The organism is Streptococcus parasanguinis, assembly GCF_031582885.1.
GTDB classification, from domain to species: domain Bacteria; phylum Bacillota; class Bacilli; order Lactobacillales; family Streptococcaceae; genus Streptococcus; species Streptococcus parasanguinis_M.
In genome coordinates this window covers 1,258,327-1,277,463 of sequence record NZ_CP133988.1, presented here as the reverse complement: position 1 = coordinate 1,277,463, position 19,137 = coordinate 1,258,327, and the positions used below count along the sequence as shown (strand labels likewise).

General features: G+C 43.2%; 18 protein-coding genes. 3 read left to right on the top strand and 15 right to left on the bottom strand.

The genetic code is table 11. The annotated features are described in order from the left end of the window. Window positions 1–133: 133 nt before the first annotated feature. The gene (locus tag RDV49_RS06000) at window positions 134–1,012 is read left to right on the top strand and encodes a polysaccharide deacetylase family protein (protein WP_310744334.1); all 879 of its coding nucleotides are present in this window, start codon (window positions 134–136) and stop codon (window positions 1,010–1,012) included. Between the two features lie 185 nt (window positions 1,013–1,197). Here RDV49_RS06000 and RDV49_RS05995 read toward each other — a convergent pair whose 3' ends face one another. Then, entirely contained in the window at window positions 1,198–1,767 is a 570-nt protein-coding gene (locus tag RDV49_RS05995; protein WP_003007779.1) for an HD domain-containing protein, read from the bottom strand. Window positions 1,768–1,866: 99 nt separating this feature from the next. Further along, window positions 1,867–2,436: a TetR/AcrR family transcriptional regulator gene (locus RDV49_RS05990; protein WP_003007783.1), complete on the bottom strand. Its 570-nt coding sequence runs from the start codon at window positions 2,434–2,436 to the stop codon at window positions 1,867–1,869. Between the two features lie 129 nt (window positions 2,437–2,565). On the opposite strand from RDV49_RS05990, the gene RDV49_RS05985 reads away from it, so the two are divergent. Next, on the top strand, window positions 2,566–3,408 hold the full coding sequence (locus tag RDV49_RS05985; RefSeq protein WP_037607939.1) for a DegV family protein: 843 nt from the start codon (window positions 2,566–2,568) through the stop codon (window positions 3,406–3,408). Between the two features lie 193 nt (window positions 3,409–3,601). Here the strand turns inward: RDV49_RS05985 and RDV49_RS05980 are convergent, their stop codons facing one another. Genes RDV49_RS05980 through RDV49_RS05970 form a run of 3 tightly spaced genes read right to left on the bottom strand, consistent with a single transcriptional unit; the run spans window position 3,602 to window position 7,652 of the window. Further along, window positions 3,602–5,248 carry a hypothetical protein gene (locus RDV49_RS05980; RefSeq protein WP_003007790.1) on the bottom strand — a complete coding sequence of 549 codons (1,647 nt, stop codon included), beginning with the start codon at window positions 5,246–5,248 and terminating at the stop codon, window positions 3,602–3,604. After that, window positions 5,238–5,981 carry an ABC transporter ATP-binding protein gene (locus tag RDV49_RS05975; protein ID WP_003007792.1) on the bottom strand — a complete coding sequence of 248 codons (744 nt, stop codon included), beginning with the start codon at window positions 5,979–5,981 and terminating at the stop codon, window positions 5,238–5,240. The genes RDV49_RS05980 and RDV49_RS05975 overlap by 11 nt, the downstream gene beginning before the upstream one ends. A gap of 39 nt (window positions 5,982–6,020) precedes the next feature. Beyond that, entirely contained in the window at window positions 6,021–7,652 is a 1,632-nt protein-coding gene (locus tag RDV49_RS05970; protein ID WP_003007793.1) for a M20/M25/M40 family metallo-hydrolase, read from the bottom strand. Between the two features lie 208 nt (window positions 7,653–7,860). Here RDV49_RS05970 and RDV49_RS05965 point away from each other — a divergent pair, with 208 nt between their 5' ends. Further along, a complete protein-coding gene (locus RDV49_RS05965) occupies window positions 7,861–9,342 on the top strand; it encodes an alpha-amylase (RefSeq protein ID WP_003007795.1) in 1,482 nt (493 codons plus the stop codon). Between the two features lie 188 nt (window positions 9,343–9,530). Here the strand turns inward: RDV49_RS05965 and trxA are convergent, their stop codons facing one another. The 10 genes from trxA to RDV49_RS05915 form a co-directional block, all read right to left on the bottom strand. Next, window positions 9,531–9,845, bottom strand: a complete 315-nt coding sequence (trxA, locus tag RDV49_RS05960) for a thioredoxin (protein WP_003007797.1) — start codon at window positions 9,843–9,845, stop codon at window positions 9,531–9,533. A gap of 97 nt (window positions 9,846–9,942) precedes the next feature. Then, window positions 9,943–12,972: a CocE/NonD family hydrolase gene (locus RDV49_RS05955; protein WP_037607941.1), complete on the bottom strand. Its 3,030-nt coding sequence runs from the start codon at window positions 12,970–12,972 to the stop codon at window positions 9,943–9,945. Between the two features lie 119 nt (window positions 12,973–13,091). Continuing rightward, the gene (locus RDV49_RS05950) at window positions 13,092–15,077 is read right to left on the bottom strand and encodes a peptide ABC transporter substrate-binding protein (protein ID WP_037607943.1); all 1,986 of its coding nucleotides are present in this window, start codon (window positions 15,075–15,077) and stop codon (window positions 13,092–13,094) included. Window positions 15,078–15,200: 123 nt separating this feature from the next. Further along, entirely contained in the window at window positions 15,201–16,238 is a 1,038-nt protein-coding gene (locus RDV49_RS05945; RefSeq protein ID WP_003007803.1) for a M42 family metallopeptidase, read from the bottom strand. A gap of 63 nt (window positions 16,239–16,301) precedes the next feature. Then, window positions 16,302–16,748 carry a riboflavin biosynthesis intermediates N-glycosidase gene (ybiA, locus tag RDV49_RS05940; RefSeq protein ID WP_003007805.1) on the bottom strand — a complete coding sequence of 149 codons (447 nt, stop codon included), beginning with the start codon at window positions 16,746–16,748 and terminating at the stop codon, window positions 16,302–16,304. Window positions 16,749–16,943: 195 nt separating this feature from the next. Beyond that, window positions 16,944–17,111 (bottom strand): hypothetical protein, encoded by a 168-nt coding sequence (locus RDV49_RS05935; protein WP_196218545.1) that lies wholly within the window; start codon window positions 17,109–17,111, stop codon window positions 16,944–16,946. 3 nt (window positions 17,112–17,114) lie between these two features. Next, entirely contained in the window at window positions 17,115–17,420 is a 306-nt protein-coding gene (locus RDV49_RS05930) for a hypothetical protein (RefSeq protein ID WP_003007809.1), read from the bottom strand. Window positions 17,421–17,476: 56 nt separating this feature from the next. After that, window positions 17,477–18,100 (bottom strand): hypothetical protein, encoded by a 624-nt coding sequence (locus RDV49_RS05925; RefSeq protein ID WP_050783537.1) that lies wholly within the window; start codon window positions 18,098–18,100, stop codon window positions 17,477–17,479. A gap of 153 nt (window positions 18,101–18,253) precedes the next feature. Continuing rightward, window positions 18,254–18,601, bottom strand: coding sequence for a barstar family protein (locus tag RDV49_RS05920; protein WP_003007812.1), 348 nt, complete (start codon window positions 18,599–18,601; stop codon window positions 18,254–18,256). Between the two features lie 302 nt (window positions 18,602–18,903). Next, window positions 18,904–19,137, bottom strand: coding sequence for an Imm74 family immunity protein (locus RDV49_RS05915; RefSeq protein WP_003007814.1), 234 nt, complete (start codon window positions 19,135–19,137; stop codon window positions 18,904–18,906).

The following is a 19,137-nucleotide window of genomic DNA, read 5'->3' as shown; positions in this document are numbered from 1 at the left end:
AAAAACTTGAGCGTTTGACAGCCAATTGCCTTAAAAATTCTGAATTTTCATGACAGGATCTGCCTGTAGCAAGTTCTGGAAAAGAACATAGAATTTGTGGTACAATAAAGAAAATAATGAAAGCGGTGACACTATGAGTAAACGAAGAGTACCTAAAAAAATCAAAGTCCTACTTGGAATCAATGCACTCCTCTTGGTCTGTATCTTTATTTGTAGCTTTCTTCTAATCAAGCGGATCACTCAGCCGAGTGATGGAAATACCAGCGGCACTGCCATGACGCGCTCGCTAGATGAACACAGTTCCTCTATCGAGTGGACCCGAGTGAAAAAACCGGTCAAACTGCCCATCCTCATGTACCACTCCGTGCACAATATGGCCGAGTCTGAAGCTGCCAATGCCAATCTGATTGTCGATCCAGAAACCTTTGAAAGCCAACTAAAGGCCCTGAAAAATGCGGGTTACTACACATTGACGCCAGAGGAAGCCTATCGCATCCTCGCTAAAAATGAAGTCCCCAAAGGAAAGAAATATGTCTGGCTGACCTTTGATGATGGTGTCGAGGATTTCTATACCATCGTCTATCCGCTTCTTAAGAAATACAAGATGACCGCCACTAACAATATCATCACGGACTTTACCCAAAAAGAAAAAGAAAATGTCCTGACCTTTGACCAAATCAAAGAGATGAAAAGTGCTGGCTTGACCTTTGAAAGCCATACGGTCAATCATCCAGACCTAGCCAATTCCAGTCTTGAGACCCAAAAGAATGAGCTGGTTGCTTCTAAACGCCTGCTAGATAAGGTGCTGGATCAAAATACCAGCGTTATCGTCTACCCATCTGGTCGCTACAGCCAGGTCACAATCGACCAAGCCAAGAAAGCTGACTACAAACTAGGCCTCACTACTAAAAATGGACTAGCCAGCTCCGCTGATGGACTCTATTCCCTCAAACGAGTCCGGATCCTTCCAACCACTACAGGAGAGGACCTTTTAGCTATGATGCAAGATTAAAGAAAGAGGCTGGGACAAAAGTCCTAGCCTCTCAATTATTTTTGGATTGTCGAGCAAGACGCAGTGGTTGAGTGGGCTCTACTACGCTGATTTCATCAGCTTTTACAGCCCTACTCAACTGTGCGGAGGTGGGACGACGAAATCGAATTCTAACGAATTACCGATTTCTGTCCCACTCTCTTTTGTTAGAGTTCCTTCTCTAGTTCTTTTAGAAAGGTGATTAAAAATTGATGGCGACTTTCTGCTATTTGCTTAGCAGTCTCCGTGTTCATTTCATCTTTCAAGAGGAGCAACTTGTCATGGAAATGTTGGACGGTATCAGTGAGGGACCTCCCTTTGTGGCCACCATAGGAAAAAGTTCTCGCAATACCTACAGCTCCTATCGCATCCAGGCGGTCTGCATCCTGGACAATCTTGCCTTCTAAGGTTTCTGGATGTTTCCCACGATTTTTGCTGAAAGAAACAGCATTGATAACCCGACAAATCTGGTCGATTTGCTTTTTAGAGGTACCCAGCTCTTCTAGAAACATGCGAGCATTCGCATTATTCTCTGTATGAAACAATTTATCATCATCAGCATCGTGAAGAAGAGCTGACAGGCCCACTATCTCCAGATCACATGGACCTTCTGCTTGTGCGATTCTCATAGCATTGGTATAGACGCGGAGGGTATGCTCTACATCATGGCCATCCGCTCGATCAGCAAATAAGGTTTTAACATACTGCTTAGCAGCTTGGATTCGTTCTTCGATCATCGTTCTTGTCCTTTGTTTAATCTCTGCTCAGTTTTATCTATTCATTTGAACTAGTTATGGAGATGTGCAGTTTACTTTAAAACCACCTCTCGGTGGTGATTACTTTTTCTTTTGTGGAAAGAGGGGCAGCCCTAGGGTCGCGATTTTCTCGGCGGGGATCTTCATGCCATCCTTGATCCATTTGGAGATGACAGAGACAATGGCTGAGCTCCAGAAAGAATTGAGGTAGCTGCCAGCGCCATTCGAGGAGCTGCCATTTCGTTTTTCTAAAAAGTCATAGACTGCCTTGGTCAAGAGTCGCTCAAAATTATAATCAATGGCCAAGCTAATGATTTTGGCTTCTTTCTTGACTTCCTTAAAGAGGTAGACCCAGACCTGGTAGAGATCTGTCTTGAGGTTGTAGCCATCTAAAGACTTGGTAATCTTTGCGATACTAGACTGAAAGATGGACTCTAGAATCTCTTCCTTGGAGTCATAATTTCGGTAAAAGGCTGCGCGAGAGACACCGGCACGCTGAACCAGCTCAGATATGGTGATCTTATTCAGATCTTTTTTCTCCAATAATTGCAGGAGAGAGATTTCGATGGATTCTCGTGTAATCGCATTGTTTTCTCGGTTAAATCGTTTGAGATTTTCCAAGGATTTCTCGGATATTTTTCTTTCTGCCATAACATTTACTTTCTATCTGTCTCACCTGATGATATCTGCTTGGATAGCATTGTACTTCATGATATAATTGTAAAAGAAGACATACTACTTGTCAATGTACATTTTTATACAATTATGAGGTATGAACTGATGAAATGGAAAATTATTGCGGATTCAGGCTGTGACTACCGCTCTTTGGACAATCTGGCACCGGATACGGAGTTTGTCAGTGTCCCATTGACCATCCAAGTGGGGGAGACCATCTATACAGACGACGCCCACCTCAATATCGATCAGATGATGGAAGAGATGTATGCGACTACGACAGCTTCTAAGTCTGCCTGTCCGAGTCCTGATGACTACATGAAGTCTTTTGAAGTGGCTGAAAATATTGTCGTAGTCACCATCACTGGAACCCTTTCAGGTAGCTACAATAGTGCTGAGGTAGCTAAGAAGATTTATCTAGAAGAGCATCCGAATACCAATATTCACGTGATTAATAGCTTGTCAGCTGGGGGCGAGGTAGACCTGATCGTTCGCAAACTCAACCAGTTGGTCGCTGAAGGCCTCGATTTTGATCAAGTGGTCGATGTGATCACCACCTACCAGTCTAAGACAAAGTTGCTCTTTGTTTTGGCTAAAGTTGATAATCTGGTCAAAAATGGGCGTCTCAGCAAATTGCTCGGAACTGTTGTCGGGCTCCTCAATATCCGTATGGTCGGCGAAGCTAGTAAGACGGGTACCCTTGAGTTGCTTCAAAAAGCACGGGGCCAAAAGAAAGCGATCAAGGCGGCTTTTGATGAATTAATCAAGGCGGGTTATGCTGGCGGACATATCACCATCGCCCACCGCAACAATGAAAAATTTATCGAGCAATTCTCTGCATTGATTCGAGAAAAATTTGCCCATGCAATGATTGAAGTCCTTCCTACTTCTGGACTTTGTAGTTTCTATGCCGAAGAAGGCGGGCTCCTCATGGGCTATGAAATTTAATCACCACTAAAAAGAGGCTGGGACAAAAGTCCTAGCCTCTTTTTTGTTTTTGGATTGTCGAGCAAGACGCAGTGGTTGAGTGGGCTCTACTACGCTGATTTCATCAGCTTTTACAGCCCTACTCAACTGTGCGGAGGTGGGACGACGAAATCGAATTCTAACGAATGACCGATTTCTGTCCCACTCTCTCTTTTTATTCTCCGATCTCTTGGTAGAGAGTGCGGATTTTTTTGCGGTAGATGGTATAGCTGATCCCAGCACCAATTAGCAGTATGACACTATAAAGGATCACAGCTAGCAAGGTACTGACGGAATGATAGGTCCAAATGAAGCTGACAATGATCAAGAGAAACATCACAAAGAGAAAGACAATCAAGAAAATAGACTGAAGAACTGCATTCCCACGATGACGGGTCATCAACTCCGTGATATTGGTCCAATTGGTGCTAAAGTTCTGAAAATCTTTGACATAGTCTCGAATGCAGATCGGAATGGTGGTTACGATCCAGATCAGTAACATGGCAAGGATAGCCAAGGGATGGACGCCAAAATAGAGACAAACGCCAACTAGAAGAATGACAGGAAGGATGGATTGCACCAGATAGAGCAACCAAAACTTCATGAAGAGATAGCGTTTGAAATCAATAGGGAGCGATCTCAGGTACTCAAAGTTTTCGCGCTCCAGCGAAATACCGATACTGGTCAAACCTCCAAAACTGTTGAAAACACCGATCAAGATGGCAACAAGGGTCAGTGGCACCAGATACTGGGGCGTCAAGTAAGAACTGAGTCCTCCTATATTTTTAGACGCTCCTGCTGCTCCACTGAGGAGGAAAATATATGGCAGAATACTCATCATCAAGAGGACTTGCACCATAAGGGTTCCATCGCTCAAGAGTCTGCGATGATACTGAATGACAAATCGCCTAAAGGAATCTTTCTGACCAACATGGAGCACTTTCACGCGCTCTTTGACGGTTTGGTTGGTCGCAACTGCAAGGGCTGCATCATAGAACTGCGGGATCACAATTTTTCGAACCAGGCCGATCAAGACCAGAAGGAGCAGGATCCAGCCCAGAAGGCCAAGGATCGCTTCTCCATCAAAAGGATGGAGAATGAACTGATGAAAGGCAGTAAAAGGTGGAAATAGAATGGGAATATCTGCGCCCCCTGTCACTTCTACCCGATGGGTCTGGACTAGATTCAGATAGAGATAAGCTCCTAGACTCAGAAGGGAACCAATTCCGACCATGATGTTGGAGACCAGGGTCGTGTGTTTTTTGAAAAAGAGGGTCTTAGTGATCAAATGAGCTAGGATGATCGTCGCTAAAAAGAGAACTCCTAAGAGAATCAAGGCACAAAAGAGGCCTAGCAGGATCCCTAACGGATTAAAGCCGCCTGCTTGCACAGGCAGGATCAGAAAATAGCTGACCAGGGGAAGGATAGCCATGAGGAGGGTCAGGATGACAGAGATACTCTTTCCAGCAATGACTTCCGCATCTGAGAAGGCATAGGGCCGGTAAAACTGGAGGTCCTTGCTTTCATAAAAGACATTGTAAAAGCTCATAAAGCCTTGAGAAATGGTCATCAAGGAAAAAAGGGCGACCATATTGACAAAGAAGGCTGGTTGGTTCACAAAATCATAGATGCTAAAGAGCAAGCCAAATATGAGGAAATAGACCAATCCTAAAAAGAGGTAGTTGAGCACCGATTTACGAGCAACATTGAGTTTAACGTCCGGTTTTTTGGCCTGTTTGGCACGTAATTTTGCGATCTGAGCGGGCTGACTGGCATAGATGATATTAACATTGACCAGCTGCTGGATGATCTTAAGACGCATGACCGCCACCTTCTTCCTTCCGACCCGCTAAGCTGAGATAAATACTTTCCAGACTTTGTTCGGGGTGTTGGCCCTTTAATTCCTCGATCGTCCCATAGAAAATGAGATTTCCTTTTTTGAGAATGGCGATTTTATCACAGAGTTGTTCAGCTACTTCTAAGACGTGAGTAGAGAAAATAACCGTCTTGCCCCGATCCGCATGCTGGCGCATCATTTGTTTTAAATCGTAAGAAGCCTGTGGGTCTAAACCGGTCATCGGTTCGTCCAAGACCCAGATATCTGGATCTGACAAGAGGGCTGCAATGACGAAGACCTTCTGGCGCATCCCATGTGAAAAGGATTCAATCACTTCATAGCGGTGGCTCTGAAAATCAAAGATCCTAAGAAGCTCTTCCAAGCGTTGATCACAGTCTTTCTGACTCATATCATAAGAGGTCGCAACCAACTCCCAGAATTCATTGGCTGTGAGACGCAAGAAAAGATCTGGCGAATCCGCCACATAACCGATCTTCTTTTTGATCGCCAGTCGATGGCTATAGAGGTCCTGACCATCCACTTCAATTGATCCAGTTGTTGGGGTGATGACACTAACCAGGCTCTTAATCGTCGTTGACTTACCGGCTCCGTTGTGGCCAATCAGGCCGACAATTTGCCCATCCTCGATGGTCAGATCCAAGTGGTTGAGGGCAATATGCCCATCGTAATCTTTGGTAACTCCGTGAAATGTAATCATGTTAACTCCCTAATTGATCCTCATTGGGACCGTTTTTTCTTATTCTGTTGATAAGCGATCATCGAAATGGTAGAGCAATTCTAGCAGATAGTTTGGAATGGTCTCCAAGAAGTCTTCTTTGTAGACCCGCTCTCCTCGCTTATGCAATTCTTTGCCCCAAGGGCCTAGATTGACCGCTGGAACCTGAATTTGGGCAATTTTTTCCAGATCCAGATCATAGACCTGGGCTGGTGTGGCTAGGCTATCTAGGACGACTTGATAAGAAGCCACATCCTTTTCCAAGGCACAATAACTGGTGTCGTTAATCCCCATAAAGTATTCTTCGACTTTTAAGAGGTAACCTCTTGTGTCCAGATACTCACGGTAATCAGTGATGAGGGACACAATATTGAAATCGGTATTGTCTAAAAAGCGGCAATTCATGGAAGGATAATATGGGGGCGCAAAACCGATGACCACCATAGGATCCTTATCTCCGAGAAACTCAAGGAATCGCTGGATTTGCTGAATCGCAAGGCTTTGGTAGCTGGTCCCATTACGAAAATCTTGCTCCGCTTTTTTATTAGAAGCTTCTCTAAAGTCTTGGTAGCCCTCTAAGGCTTGGCAACGTTCCTCTAGTTCTTGATAGGTGATGACTCTTGGCCTTGCAATAATGTGGTCTTGTCCTGCCTGATCCTGCAAATGCTCGTACTTCTTGTAAAAGGCGTCCAAGGCCTCTTGACTATGCTCATAGATTCGTTGCAAGAGCTCTTGGGGTGTTTTCTTCAAATGCAACACACTGAAATAACCAGCCGCATACAGCACGGTCGATACATCGTACTGCTCCTTCAAATCTCTGAGATAGGACCAAGAAGGAAGGGGAGACGTTTCTCCCAAGGCCTGATCTGCCAGATCGGGATGAAGATCTAGCTGGCTTGCGATGGCTACTAGGAGCGACAAGGCATTGATCCCTTTGAGGGGCTCCTTCATATGGGACAAGACACCTTGCGCCACAACGACCGGCATGAGTTTGCCGACTGTGCCAATGTGAAGGACCTTTTCTTTTCCTACCTCTGATTCAAAGGGCTCTGAATCCACTGCCAATACATAATTCAGATCAAAGGTTTCCTGCAAATCTGTGAGGAGGCCCAAGGCTCCTCGCATCCCACGTGAATAGGATTCCTCATCTCCAACAGAGAGATAGAGCAGATTGACCTGACCTTCTGAGGGGTCTGCTGCATAGGCTTCCAGAACCCCCAATTGAAGGGCTAGGGCTGCTTTCATATCGCAAGATCCTCTGCCAAATTTCCAATCCCCAGAAGCTAAATCTTCCTGCATATCTGGACGTCTATCCAGTGTTTTCAAGGCTTCTGCTACTTTATCAGAATCGAGTGCGATTTCCGACAAGTTTCCATAGTCTTCTAAATCGACTGTATCATGGTGGTGGAAAAGGATCACTGTTTTTTTCTTGCCCTTATCAACCAAGGCCCAATTGACCGACCGATGCAAGTGATCCTGTGGCACCTGGTAGCGCCCAAAATGGTCCGGATGTTCCTTGAAATAAGGGATCTGGGCAATCCGTTGATCCAGGTAGGCTTCGATCCCTTGCTCGGTCTCAGTATTGGTGAAGCTCGGAATCGCCAAGGCTTCGGTAAAAATCTTTTCGATGCTCTCTCTATTGGTGGTTTTCACTTTCAAACCAATCCTCCTTTGATATGATCAAACTATAAAATGAATAGAAATATATGTATCAGACTGATATTTCTACGTAAATAAAATACTACTTTTTATATTCTCACTTCATTTCTTTCATGTATGCGATTTCTTTTTTAGAAAGGGCTTGCTTCCAGCGCAAACGTTTGTGGCATCCAACTATTTTTGGTAAAATAGGGACATTCACATGAAAGAAGAAATAAAAATGGAAAATCAAACCTTAATGCAATATTTTGAGTGGTATTTGCCCGCTGATGGGAACCACTGGACGCGTCTTGCTGAGGATGCGCAACACTTAGCAGACTTGGGTATTCGCAAGGTCTGGATGCCGCCTGCCTTTAAAGCTACTTCTAACAATGACGTTGGGTACGGAGTCTATGACCTCTTTGATTTGGGCGAGTTCGATCAAAAAGGAACAGTTCGTACCAAATACGGTTTCAAAGACGATTATCTTCAAGCCATTCAAGCCCTCAAAGATGCATGGATTCAACCAATGGCCGATGTCGTTCTCAACCATAAAGCTGCTGCCGATGGCTTAGAGGAATTCGAGGTCGTTGAGGTGGATCCAATGGATCGAAACAAGGTCCTCACTGAGCCCTTCACCATTCAAGGATGGACCAAATTCACCTTTGATGGCCGAAATGGCGCCTATAATGACTTCCACTGGCATTGGTACCATTTCACCGGTACGGACTACGATGCTTCACGTAATAAAAGTGGGATCTACCAAATCCAAGGGGACAACAAAGGTTGGGCCCATGGAGATCTGGTTGACAAGGAAAACGGAAACTACGATTACCTCATGTACGCCGATATCGATTTCAAACATCCCGAGGTTATAGAAAATCTCGACCAATGGGCTGAATGGTTTATCGAAACAACAGGGGTTGAGGGCTTCCGTCTGGATGCAGTCAAACACATTGACTCCTTCTTTATGAAGAATTTCATCCACAATATCACCAAAAAATATGGTGAAGATTTCTACGTCTTTGGTGAATTTTGGAATGGGGACACAGAAACCAACGATGAGTACTTGGAAAGCATTGACTACTTATACGACTTGATCGATGTGGCCCTCCACCAAAATCTCTTCCGAGCTAGTCAAGAAGGTGAAAATTTCGACCTGCGAACTATTTTTGACGGAACACTAGCGCTCAATCATCCTGAACAGGCCGTAACCTTTGTGGACAACCATGATACCCAACGAGGGCAAGCCTTGGAATCTACGATCCAAGAATGGTTTAAGCCTGCAGCCTATGCCTTGATCTTACTTCGTGAAGCTGGTTTGCCTTGTGTCTTCTATGGAGACTACTACGGTATCGAGGGCCAATTTGCGCAAGAAAGTTTCCAAGGGGTCCTCGATCGCCTCTTATGGGTTCGTAAAGATCTGGCTTATGGGGAACAAACGGACTATTTCGATGATCCTAATTGCATCGGTTGGACACGTTCAGGTTCAGAAGAATCAGCACCAATCGCCTGCTTGATTTCCAATAACCAAGCTGCTACAAAAGTCATGGAGATCGGCTCATCCTACGCAGGCCTCTCCTACTATGATGTACTAGAAAATTGTAGCGAAACCGTCCAAGTCCAAGAAGACGGTAGCGCCGAATTTCCAGTGGCAGAGCGCTCCGTCAGCGTCTGGGTAGCCCAAGATACAGAGGGCCAATAACCTTTATATGTAATTTTCTCCTAGGATCTACATCTTCCTAGGAGAATTTTTTCCTGTAAAAATTTTATAGGAAATACAGCTTCATTTTAGCACTATAAGAAAGCGCTGTCAATGGGTATCACGCCTATTTGAAAGAAATAAAGAATATCAAAAAAACTCGTTTTCCAGTTTGGAAAACGAGTTTTTTTTTAGCTCAATTCTGCAATGATTTCTTTCAATTGGGCTTTCGTATGAACTCCAGCCACTTGTTTGACAACTTGTCCATCTTTTTTAAAGAGAAGAGTTGGGATCGACATGATACCGAATTGACGTGCTGTATTTGGATTTTCATCGACATCCATCTTACAGATTTTCAAATCATCTTCATCTACTTCTTCTGCCAACTGATCCAAGATTGGAGCTTGCATGCGGCATGGGCCACACCAAGTTGCCCAAAAGTCAATCAAGACAAGGCCTTGGCTAGTTTCTTGTTCAAAAGTTGCATCTGTGATTACGTGTGCCATATTTCCTCCTTTTTCAGTAGTGACTACTGATTCTGCATTTCTACTTTTATTTTACACTAAAAGATGTCATTTTAGAAATATTTGCTACGGGGACTCCTTAGGCATCTTCTCTCTTTTTGCGCCAAAAGATGAGACTAGAAGCTGTAAGGCTGATCACCCCTAAGAGACCCAGAGCATGGTCTTTGCTCCCTGTTTGAGGAAGGGTATGGTCTACCTGCTCTCCTCCTACTGCAGGAGTCACTTCTTGAGGATCTTCTACAAATCCTTGTGAAACAAATTGAGGTCCATAAGATACAGCTAGTGTAAGATGAGATTGCTCTTGTCTTGCTGATCCTGTTTGCATCTGCTCTTCTTTTTCAGGAAGAGTTTGGCTTGATTGGACAAAGGATTCTGGGCTTGACAGTGTATACTCTTCCTTGTAGTGTACTTCTGGAGCAACTAGAGCAGCTCCTTCAACTTCTGGCAATTTCGCATAGTCAGTATCTCTTGCATTTGGCACATAGGCTGCCTTTTGAGTACGTGTCTTTTCGACAATTGGAATCGCCGCCTGGATAGAATCTGTCTTGAAGGTCACTTCATATGGATGCTCCACCGTTAAATCAGACGGGTCATAGGTGTTGAAAACAAGCGCTAACTTGTGACCTTTCTTAACTGTATAGAGATTTGGTTGGAGATAAACCGTGTAATCGTGGTATTCCCCAACTTTTGGCTCAATGCTAGCGCGAGAGCTTGCTGAATCGTAGCCAGACTCAGGGTTCGCAAGATTGATCCACCCTTTAGCAATCACCTTGTACTTGGTCTTAATGGTTTCGTATTCGGCAACAGATAGGTTGCTTAAATTGCTTCCCATCCAGAAAGCGTCTGCTGTTTTATCTTGCTTGACGCTACCATTTCCTACCACGTCAAAGTCCTCATCTGCCACATCTACCAAGAGGGCGTTGATTTGGAAATTCTTTCCTTGACCTTTGGCAAGAGCTGCCTTGAAATGAACGGGGATGTGTCCCTTGATCGTAGTGTCCTCAGTAACATCAGAAACGAAGGTCAGATTAGCCTTAGAGGAGGCTTTGCTGACTGTTTCATTACGGTTAGCGATCTCAACACCTGCAGCCGCATAATCACTAGAAATGGTTTCTTCTAGCCGTTTCGAGCTTGCATTCAAGAAGAGACGTTGACTGCTCTTCCAGTTATCATAGCTGGTCCACTTGCTTGGATCATAGTTGTTTTGAGCTAGGACCGCTGGCAAGCTTTCGACGTGATTGTCCACTCCGTAGAGGTAATGGGTCAGCCAGGTATTGAGCAAATCATAAAAGTCCTGACCATTGGCGGTGATGCCGTATCCCCTTGACATAGCCGCTGGGTAGACGTGATCTCCTTGGTGAAGATAGAGCTTGACATCTTGTCCTGCTTTCTTGAGGGCATCGTACATAAGTTCAAAGTGTTTGGTCTTAACATTGTCATCATTCAAGCCATGGACGATCAGGGCGCTGGTCTTGAGATTTTCCGGATGAAGGGTATAATCCCGCTCCTTCCAGACATCACTGTAGTTACGATCATGGGCGTACTGGTCTTTGTTCAATTGGTTGATGTAGTTGGAATAGTTTTGCCAAATCCCTGCCCAGTCGTCTTGGTCCAGCATCCGCGTGCTAACGTAGAGGGATAGCCATGAAAGATCACTATAAGGCGCATTGCCAAACTGGGTTCCTTGGCTATTGAAATAATCATACCAAGAGGCAATCCCTGCTGCTGGAACGATGGTCTTTAGGCCTTCTACGCCTGTCGCTGCCACACCAAAGGTCGTGGTTCCAGCCCAGGAGAGACCTGTCATAGCGACATTGCCTGTTGCCCAGTCTGCCTTGATTTCAACATTGCTAGTCTTATCGGTGTAGGCCTTGCGTTTGCCATTGACCCATTCGATGATATTCTTGAAGGCATTGATTTCGAGATCAGAACCTGTGGTGTTAAATCCTTCTGATCCCTTGGTACCAAGTCCCGCACTCGAGATAAAGGCATAGCCTCTGACCAAGAAATAGTCGTACCAGTTCAGATCTTCGTAGTCATAGATATACTCGTAGGGACTGTAGTAATACCAATCCGATGCCTTAGCTTTTTTGGCTGCTTCTACTGTTGTTTCACTGCTTACTGGCTGTCTCTTTGCAGGTTGGCTGTGAAGTTTCTTCATATCATAGCTACCGTCCGTTGGAAGCCCCAGACTTTCAAGGGTCACGTAGTTTTCATCAAGTGTCCCCGCTACGTAAGGGCGCGCTTCCAGAATGGTGGCTGCCTTAAAATCGCCTTGCGCGACTGCTTTTGGTAATTGAACAATGGCTTTGACTAAGTCAGGCTTGCCATCTGCGTCGGTGTCGTAGTCCGTTTCGACATAGACAGGGAAGCGTACAATTTGGCTGTTTTCATATTTGTAGTCTTGGTCTGCTTTTTCTCCCGTCGTATAAGAGAAAATAGGCTGGGCACGACCATTTAAAAAGAGCGGGCTTTTCTTTTCAGCCCGGTAGGCATCGTAGAGTTTCTTAGCTGTTTCATACATCTTGGCCAATTCTGGCTGACTAACCTTACGAGTCAGATCTTCTGATTTTTCAATCAAGCCTAAACTCTTGGCAAAGCGTTCGCGATCTGCTTGGCTTTGGCCCAATTGGCTAGGATCTGTTGCTGCCCATTGGAGCAAGCCATTAACAGCATCTTGGACCGTCAACTCTTTAGAGGTCTGATCCTCTGCAAGGGTGCTACCTGTGACCTTTGCCAAATCCTGACTTGTTGCCGAAGCTTCTGAAGGAGGAGCAGATTGAGGCCCAGCTTCCCTGTTTGTTGCTGCTGGAGTTGCTACTGGGACCGTAGGCTCACTTTGTCTTGTGTGTTCTTCTGTAGCAGGGTTTGCTTGATTGGCAACTGCTGTCCGATCCAGCGATGCATCATTCAAGTTTGCTGCTTCTTCACTAGTGACAGTACTTGCGTCACTTGTTGTCGGTCTTGCTTCAGTAGATGGAGCATGGACCACTTCTGTCGATGGGGCTAACTCTTCCGTTTGCTCGTCTGCTGCTACTACTTGGTGCAAGACCATCGGCGCGATCAGTAAGCTCGATGCGACAATGGAAACCATTGTTTTCTTTTTCATGTCAATCTCCTCACTTTTTGTAATCAACACTCCTATTATACTATGTAAGCGTTTTAATATCAAACAGATATTCATCTGATCCACAAAAAAACCGAGGCATCAGCCTCGGTTATCGATCCTTATTTAACGTGTTTCTTAAGATCTTCTTGTGCTTTTTTGTTTGACTCTGCTTGTTCTTTTTGCCATTTTTCAAGGGCTTTGTTGTAGTCAGCAGTTGTCACAGCTTTATCTTGGAGTTTCATTCCTTTGTAGATCACGTGGTCTTTTCCTTTACCACCAGTCCATGCAAATGGAGCTGAGAATGGTTCGATACGTGTCAAGAATGGACGTCCAGTTGATGAAGAAGTTGGCATAACAAGGGCGCTATCAGTCAACCAAGCTTGTGCAGCCGCATATTTTTCATAGCGTTTGTTGACGTCTTGTGTTTCTGCACCAGCATCTTTGATCATCTTTTCAAAGTCGTACAGACCAACTTTTTTAGCTGCTTCATTGTTTTCACTTGGGTCAAATCCAAGGAAAGTCTTAGTATTTTCACCAGATGAAGCTTTCAAGATATCCATGTAAGTTGATGGGTCTTGGTAGTCAGGGCTCCATCCAACATTATCAGAGAGATCCCAGTCTTCGCCAGCCGCATTTGGTGCAAAGAGGGTCACATTTTGAAGGTCTTCTTTCGAAAGCATTTGGATATCGATGACGATATTTTCTTTACCAAGTGCTTCTTCAACTGATTGTTTGAAGGATTGTACCCGTTGAACTCTTGATGGTGTGGTTTGGTCCACAGGCATATCGATGTGAATTGGGAATTTCACACCTTCTGCTTCCAAGGCAGTCTTCGCTTTTGCAAACTCTTCCTTCGCTTTCTTAGCATCGAAGAGACCGTTTTGACCATCATCTAGTTTAGTAGATTTCCACTCATCTCCGTAGGTGTCCAATTGAGTTTTCACCATTTCACCAAAGGTCTTGCCATTAGCTTGGACAAATGTTGGTGGAATGTAGAGGTTACGGATGATCTTGCTTGCTCCGTCTTTTCCGTTCAATTGAGCAGCATACGCTTCACGGTTGAAGGCAAAGCTGATCGCTTGACGGAAGTCCTTGTTCAAGAGGGCTTTCTTAGTAGATTGTTTTTCCTCATCGGTCTTCTTAGCAGTGTGTTTGTAAGATTGACGGTCGATGTTGGTACCAATAACATAAGAAGCGGCGTCTTGAGGAGTGTAGGTGATTTCGTCTTTGAATTCTTTGGCTTGCTCTGAGTAACCAGATCCAGTTGGGAAGAGTTTGGCCAAGCTAAGAGCATTTTCACCGAATGATTTGGCCAATTTACTTTGGTCTTGTCCATCGTAGAATTCCAATTTCACATCTGAGATGTAGACCTTGTCTTTATCCCAGTAGTTTTCATTCTTGGTCATTTCGATAGAAGATTTTGAAGTGAAGCTCTTCAAGATGTAAGGACCATTGTAAAGAAGAGAGCTGGTGTCACTTGCTTGAGCGAATTTATCCCCTTTTGATTTCACGAATTTCTCGTTGACTGGGAAGGTAATTCCAAGAGTCAATTTAGAATTCCAGAAAGGCTCTGCCTGGTTCAAAGTAACTTGAAGGGTATGATCATCAACTGCTTTAATTCCTACAGCAGAGAAATCTTTATTTTTTCCGCTGACGTAGTCGTTCAAACCTTTGATAGAATCTTGGATAATGTAGAGCATTTCTGATTTGTTATCAGCCGCATATTTGATTCCTGTTACGAAATCTTTAGCTGTTACATCTGCGTACTCTTCCCCTTCTGAATCATACCATTTGGCATCATCACGAAGTTTATAGGTATAAGTCAAACCATCTTTAGAAACTGTCCAATCTTTAGCAAGAGAAGGAACCAAATTTCCGTACTTGTCATTTTCAAACAAACCATCAATCAAGTTCCCAGTGATTTCATGGGTTGCTGCTTTACCAGATGTGATATAGTTCAAGTTTTCAGGCTCCGTCTCATAGACATATGAGAATTTTTGGCCGTTGCTTGAACTAGATGATTTAGAACCACCAGAACAAGCCGCTAGGATACCTGCTGAAAGGAGAGCAACTCCCGCAAGTGCGATGACATTTCTTTTTTTCATGTAAAACTCCTTAAGAAATTTTAAGTTTATTTTAAGATTATACCACAAAGATTTTCAGAAGAAAAGGAATTTTCAGAAAATTTTAGTTTATAAAAAAACTACTCCGTGGAGTAGTTCCATTTTTTACTCTACCAAGTCGCTCTTGAGGTAGGCATCGACCATGCGCTCTGTTGCGGCTACAGAATCCAAGTGAGTCCGCTCATAAGAGTGGCTTGACTCGATCCCAGCTCCGAGGAGGGCATGTTTGACTTCTGCTCCTGCACTCATGGCTGCAGAGGCATCTGATCCATAGAAAGGATAGATGTCCAACTTATAAGGGATTTCTTGGGCTTTTGCCAAAGCCACCAAATGCTGACGGAATTCGTAGTGATACGGTCCAGAAGCGTCTTTGACACAGATGGATACCGTGTATTCATCCGTCGCTTGGTCATCTCCCATAGCTCCCATGTCCACTGCCAAGTATTCGACCACTTCAGCTGGAATACTAGAATTAGCACCATGCCCCACTTCTTCAAAGACTGAAAAGGCAAAGGTGGTCGTTACTGGCAATTGGATCTGTTCTTCCTTGTACACGCGCAGAAGATTCAAGAGAATCGCCGCACTCACCTTGTCATCTAAGTGACGAGATTTGATAAAGCCGGTGTCTGTCACAATGGTCCGGGGATCAAAGCTGACAAAATCACCCACTTCAATGCCAAGGGCACGGGTTTCTTTTTCATTGGTTACTTTTTCATCCAGACGGACTTCCATATTGTCCTGGGTCCGCTCGACAGTCCCTGCATCCTTGTAGACATGGCAAGAAGTCTGATGGACCAAAATCGTACCCGAGTGGGTTTTTCCTGTATTGGCTACATGGACTGTACAGTTCTCCCCTTCAATCATATTCCAAGGGAAACCGCCAATACGGTCTAGCTTGAGGCGGCCATCTGCTTTCACCGCGCGGACAATAGCTCCCAAGGTATCCACATGGGCTGTGATGTAGCGTTGCTTGTCTGTGATCACACCAGGCACGGTCACATTCACGCCGCCCTTAGCAGTCCGAGTTACTTCGTACCCAAAGCCTTCAATGGTTTTGACTAAGTAGTCTGCGATCTCACGTGTATAACCGGTCGGGGAAGGAATGGCTGTCAATTCCTGCAAATAAGTCACTGTCTGATTCATAATGCCTCCAAATGTGTTTTTCTTTATTCTAGCATGAAATAGGTGGAATAGCTAGAGGAGAGGTTACAGGGTAGAGTTTTTTAACTCCTCCCGCACTTGCATTAAGAGAAGGCCTAGCTTATTCTTCCCAGAGCCATCTCCCCCATCAGCCCAGTAGTCATCATTTCGCGTATGTTCGATGATGATGGCATCTCCTGTCGCTAGCAATTCTTTAGCGATATCTGGATTCTGGCTAAATTTCATTCGAAGGGCTTGATGCATCACCTCATCTTTGACCTCTTCCCAATCTGATCTCAAGGGATTCTGACGATTGCGTCCCTCCAAAGCAGCATCCATTGGAGAGGCTATCTGACGAATTTTCTCTTGAATTTCGGGTATTAAAAACTTTTGGGCTTGAAAATAATGTTCCGATGTAGGCCAGATTTTACTACCATCTGAAAAAGGGTAGGGGGCGAAATTGGACATAAAACCGTAATCATCATGTACTTTATAAAATGTAATTTCTTTCATCTTCGTCCTCGATTCCAAAATCTGATAATGATTTTTGCTTTTCTTTTAATAACTGTGTCACATAATCAGGATCTACTTTGAGGAATAGCTTCAAAGTATCATGAATTCGCCAATAATTTTCTTCAGGTTTGTCCATAATGGTTGAAAGGAAGTGTTTCAGGTAGGGGATGTATTCTGTAAATTTTTCTTTTTTGACTAAATGGTATAACTTTGAAATATCATAATGACCCTTGCTTCTGGCATATTTCCTGGGAAGGTTTGTCCTCCTGGTTTCCAAAAATCTTCAAAAGCAGATGCTTCATTTCCGCTTGGAATTCTTGTATGAGATTGATGAAATGCTTCTAATTTTAAAATTTGATGCATTTACTATGATTCCAAGTTTTCTATTTGATTTAAAAGCTCCCATAATCTATTATTGTAGGCTTCAATTTCTTCATTAATTTTTAGTCGTTCCAAATAATCATTCTTCCAAACAAAAAAGTCTGATAGACCTCCTCTTGGAGGATAAAGGATATCTTTAATTTCTCTTATTGTAGGGAGTGAGTCACCATTTTCCAATGCACATTCTAATCCTTGTAAAAATGAAATTTGTACATGAATTGTCCCATCATTGTACTGATTTAATAGTGGTAATATTAATTTGATATTATCTAATAATTCTTTTCGTTTCATTTCTTTCCTCACTAATTTAATGGTTTTGAGCTAATAACCTCTACACCTTCTATTTTCTACGGAGTTTCAATAAAAATTTGTTCATATTCCAAACCACCTTGATAGATGCCTCCTTGACTCGCAACAGGTCCTCTGTATATTGTTGTGCCAGCTGGTATTTTTATTTCGTAAACTGTATTTAAAGGAGAGCTGCCAGTGTAGTTTCCTGAACGATCTGTCCAAATTGGTTTTACTGCCGTATTTATTCTAACTTCTATCTCAGAATGTGGGGCTGATTCTGTAAACCATTGCCCTAGCGGATTGCTTTGGTCGCCAGCTCGGTATAATATTTTAGGAGACTTCAAAACTTCAACATCATACCGTCCCCCATAAAAATTAACATTAGGCTGACCTCTTAAATCATTTAGTGGACCAGGATTTGTATATGAATTATATTCATAAGTTTGCAAATCGGGATATTTAGATCGAATATTATTTACTACTGGTCCCTCAACATCTAAATTCTTAGGTGCAGGCTGAGGCTTGACTACCGGCTGAAGCCTCGTGGTTGAAAAGTCTTTAAACCCTGAACTCTCCCTCGCAAGCCTGCTTTCTTCTATATTTCGTAAAATATGTTCACGCTCATAAGGTCTCGTGGTTTCTGTTATAGTTTTACCATTGATATCTACCTTATGGTTCACCTCAGGAATTACTGGTTTCCTATTGAAGACAGGAATCTTCCCTTTTACCTTACTATATACATCCAAGAACGTTGTATAGGGTTTATTGTAGTACTGATTATATCCAACATAAGTGGTTACCTTAAGGTAGCTCCTTAAAACTTTGTCCTATTTTTAATTTTCTACTATGTAAACTTGAAAACTCTTGACCTTACTGCCAACAACATGCTTTTCAACATCGCATTCCCACCAAGGAAGAATATCTTCTTCCAAAATTTCTAAAAATAAGTCTTTAGATGATAAGTCATCTTTTAAGAAGCTATCATAATTTTCAAGAATAAAGTTGTATTCTTCAGCTTTTATCCATGATAAGTCTGTCAGCCAATCTGTAATAGATGACCAATTATTGGCATCAGGAAGTCCGACATTTTTTTCAAGAAAACGAAATAGTTCTTCTTTGTTTTGGATCTGCTTCCCATCAAAATTTGCTACAAAGCCACTGAAAGGCAATCTATCTTGCATTTCAAGTTTCGTAATGTAATGAATTCTATTTTTCAGGATTTCAAACCTCTATTCTATTTTTTTAAAATGTTTTATAATGGTCTTCTGTTTTGAGTAAAATCTATTTTTGAATATCGATTTGAAAAAATAGGTTGATTCAAACTAAACTTGCTGGTTGCTGAGGAGGCCACATAACCTCCTACGATGTTCCCGATAAAGTTTGCGGTTTGAACATCTTCTTCGCTTCCACCTAGGAGTTTGGTCCCATGATAGACAACCTGACCACCTGTATAGAGATTTATTTCTCTTAGAATACAATATAATTATACAAAGTCTAATTGAATAGTTTGATTGCTCTCCATTTTTTTAGCTGTATTAATAATATTTTCTATTTCTCTTTGAGTTATCGGAAGATTCTCATGAGGAGGCTCCCATTGTGTCATACTATCTTTATAAACAACAAATTTTTTATTGATCAGCAATTCTCCTTGTGCTTTTAAGAGGAAACCATTCTCTAAATCAAAAGTAATTGTTGATCTTGTTCCTGTAATTTTCAT

Coding starts and splice junctions, on each gene's coding strand:
- RDV49_RS06000 (WP_310744334.1), top strand. CDS start 134: ATGAGTAAACGAAGAGTACCTAAAAAAATCAAAGTCCTACTTGGAATC.
- RDV49_RS05995 (WP_003007779.1), bottom strand. CDS start 1,767: ATGATCGAAGAACGAATCCAAGCTGCTAAGCAGTATGTTAAAACCTTA.
- RDV49_RS05990 (WP_003007783.1), bottom strand. CDS start 2,436: ATGGCAGAAAGAAAAATATCCGAGAAATCCTTGGAAAATCTCAAACGA.
- RDV49_RS05985 (WP_037607939.1), top strand. CDS start 2,566: ATGAAATGGAAAATTATTGCGGATTCAGGCTGTGACTACCGCTCTTTG.
- RDV49_RS05980 (WP_003007790.1), bottom strand. CDS start 5,248: ATGCGTCTTAAGATCATCCAGCAGCTGGTCAATGTTAATATCATCTAT.
- RDV49_RS05975 (WP_003007792.1), bottom strand. CDS start 5,981: ATGATTACATTTCACGGAGTTACCAAAGATTACGATGGGCATATTGCC.
- RDV49_RS05965 (WP_003007795.1), top strand. CDS start 7,861: ATGAAAGAAGAAATAAAAATGGAAAATCAAACCTTAATGCAATATTTT.
- trxA (WP_003007797.1), bottom strand. CDS start 9,845: ATGGCACACGTAATCACAGATGCAACTTTTGAACAAGAAACTAGCCAA.
- RDV49_RS05955 (WP_037607941.1), bottom strand. CDS start 12,972: ATGAAAAAGAAAACAATGGTTTCCATTGTCGCATCGAGCTTACTGATC.
- RDV49_RS05950 (WP_037607943.1), bottom strand. CDS start 15,077: ATGAAAAAAAGAAATGTCATCGCACTTGCGGGAGTTGCTCTCCTTTCA.
- RDV49_RS05945 (WP_003007803.1), bottom strand. CDS start 16,238: ATGAATCAGACAGTGACTTATTTGCAGGAATTGACAGCCATTCCTTCC.
- ybiA (WP_003007805.1), bottom strand. CDS start 16,748: ATGAAAGAAATTACATTTTATAAAGTACATGATGATTACGGTTTTATG.
- RDV49_RS05935 (WP_196218545.1), bottom strand. CDS start 17,111: ATGCATCAAATTTTAAAATTAGAAGCATTTCATCAATCTCATACAAGA.
- RDV49_RS05930 (WP_003007809.1), bottom strand. CDS start 17,420: ATGAAACGAAAAGAATTATTAGATAATATCAAATTAATATTACCACTA.
- RDV49_RS05920 (WP_003007812.1), bottom strand. CDS start 18,601: ATGCAAGATAGATTGCCTTTCAGTGGCTTTGTAGCAAATTTTGATGGG.
- RDV49_RS05915 (WP_003007814.1), bottom strand. CDS start 19,137: ATGAAAATTACAGGAACAAGATCAACAATTACTTTTGATTTAGAGAAT.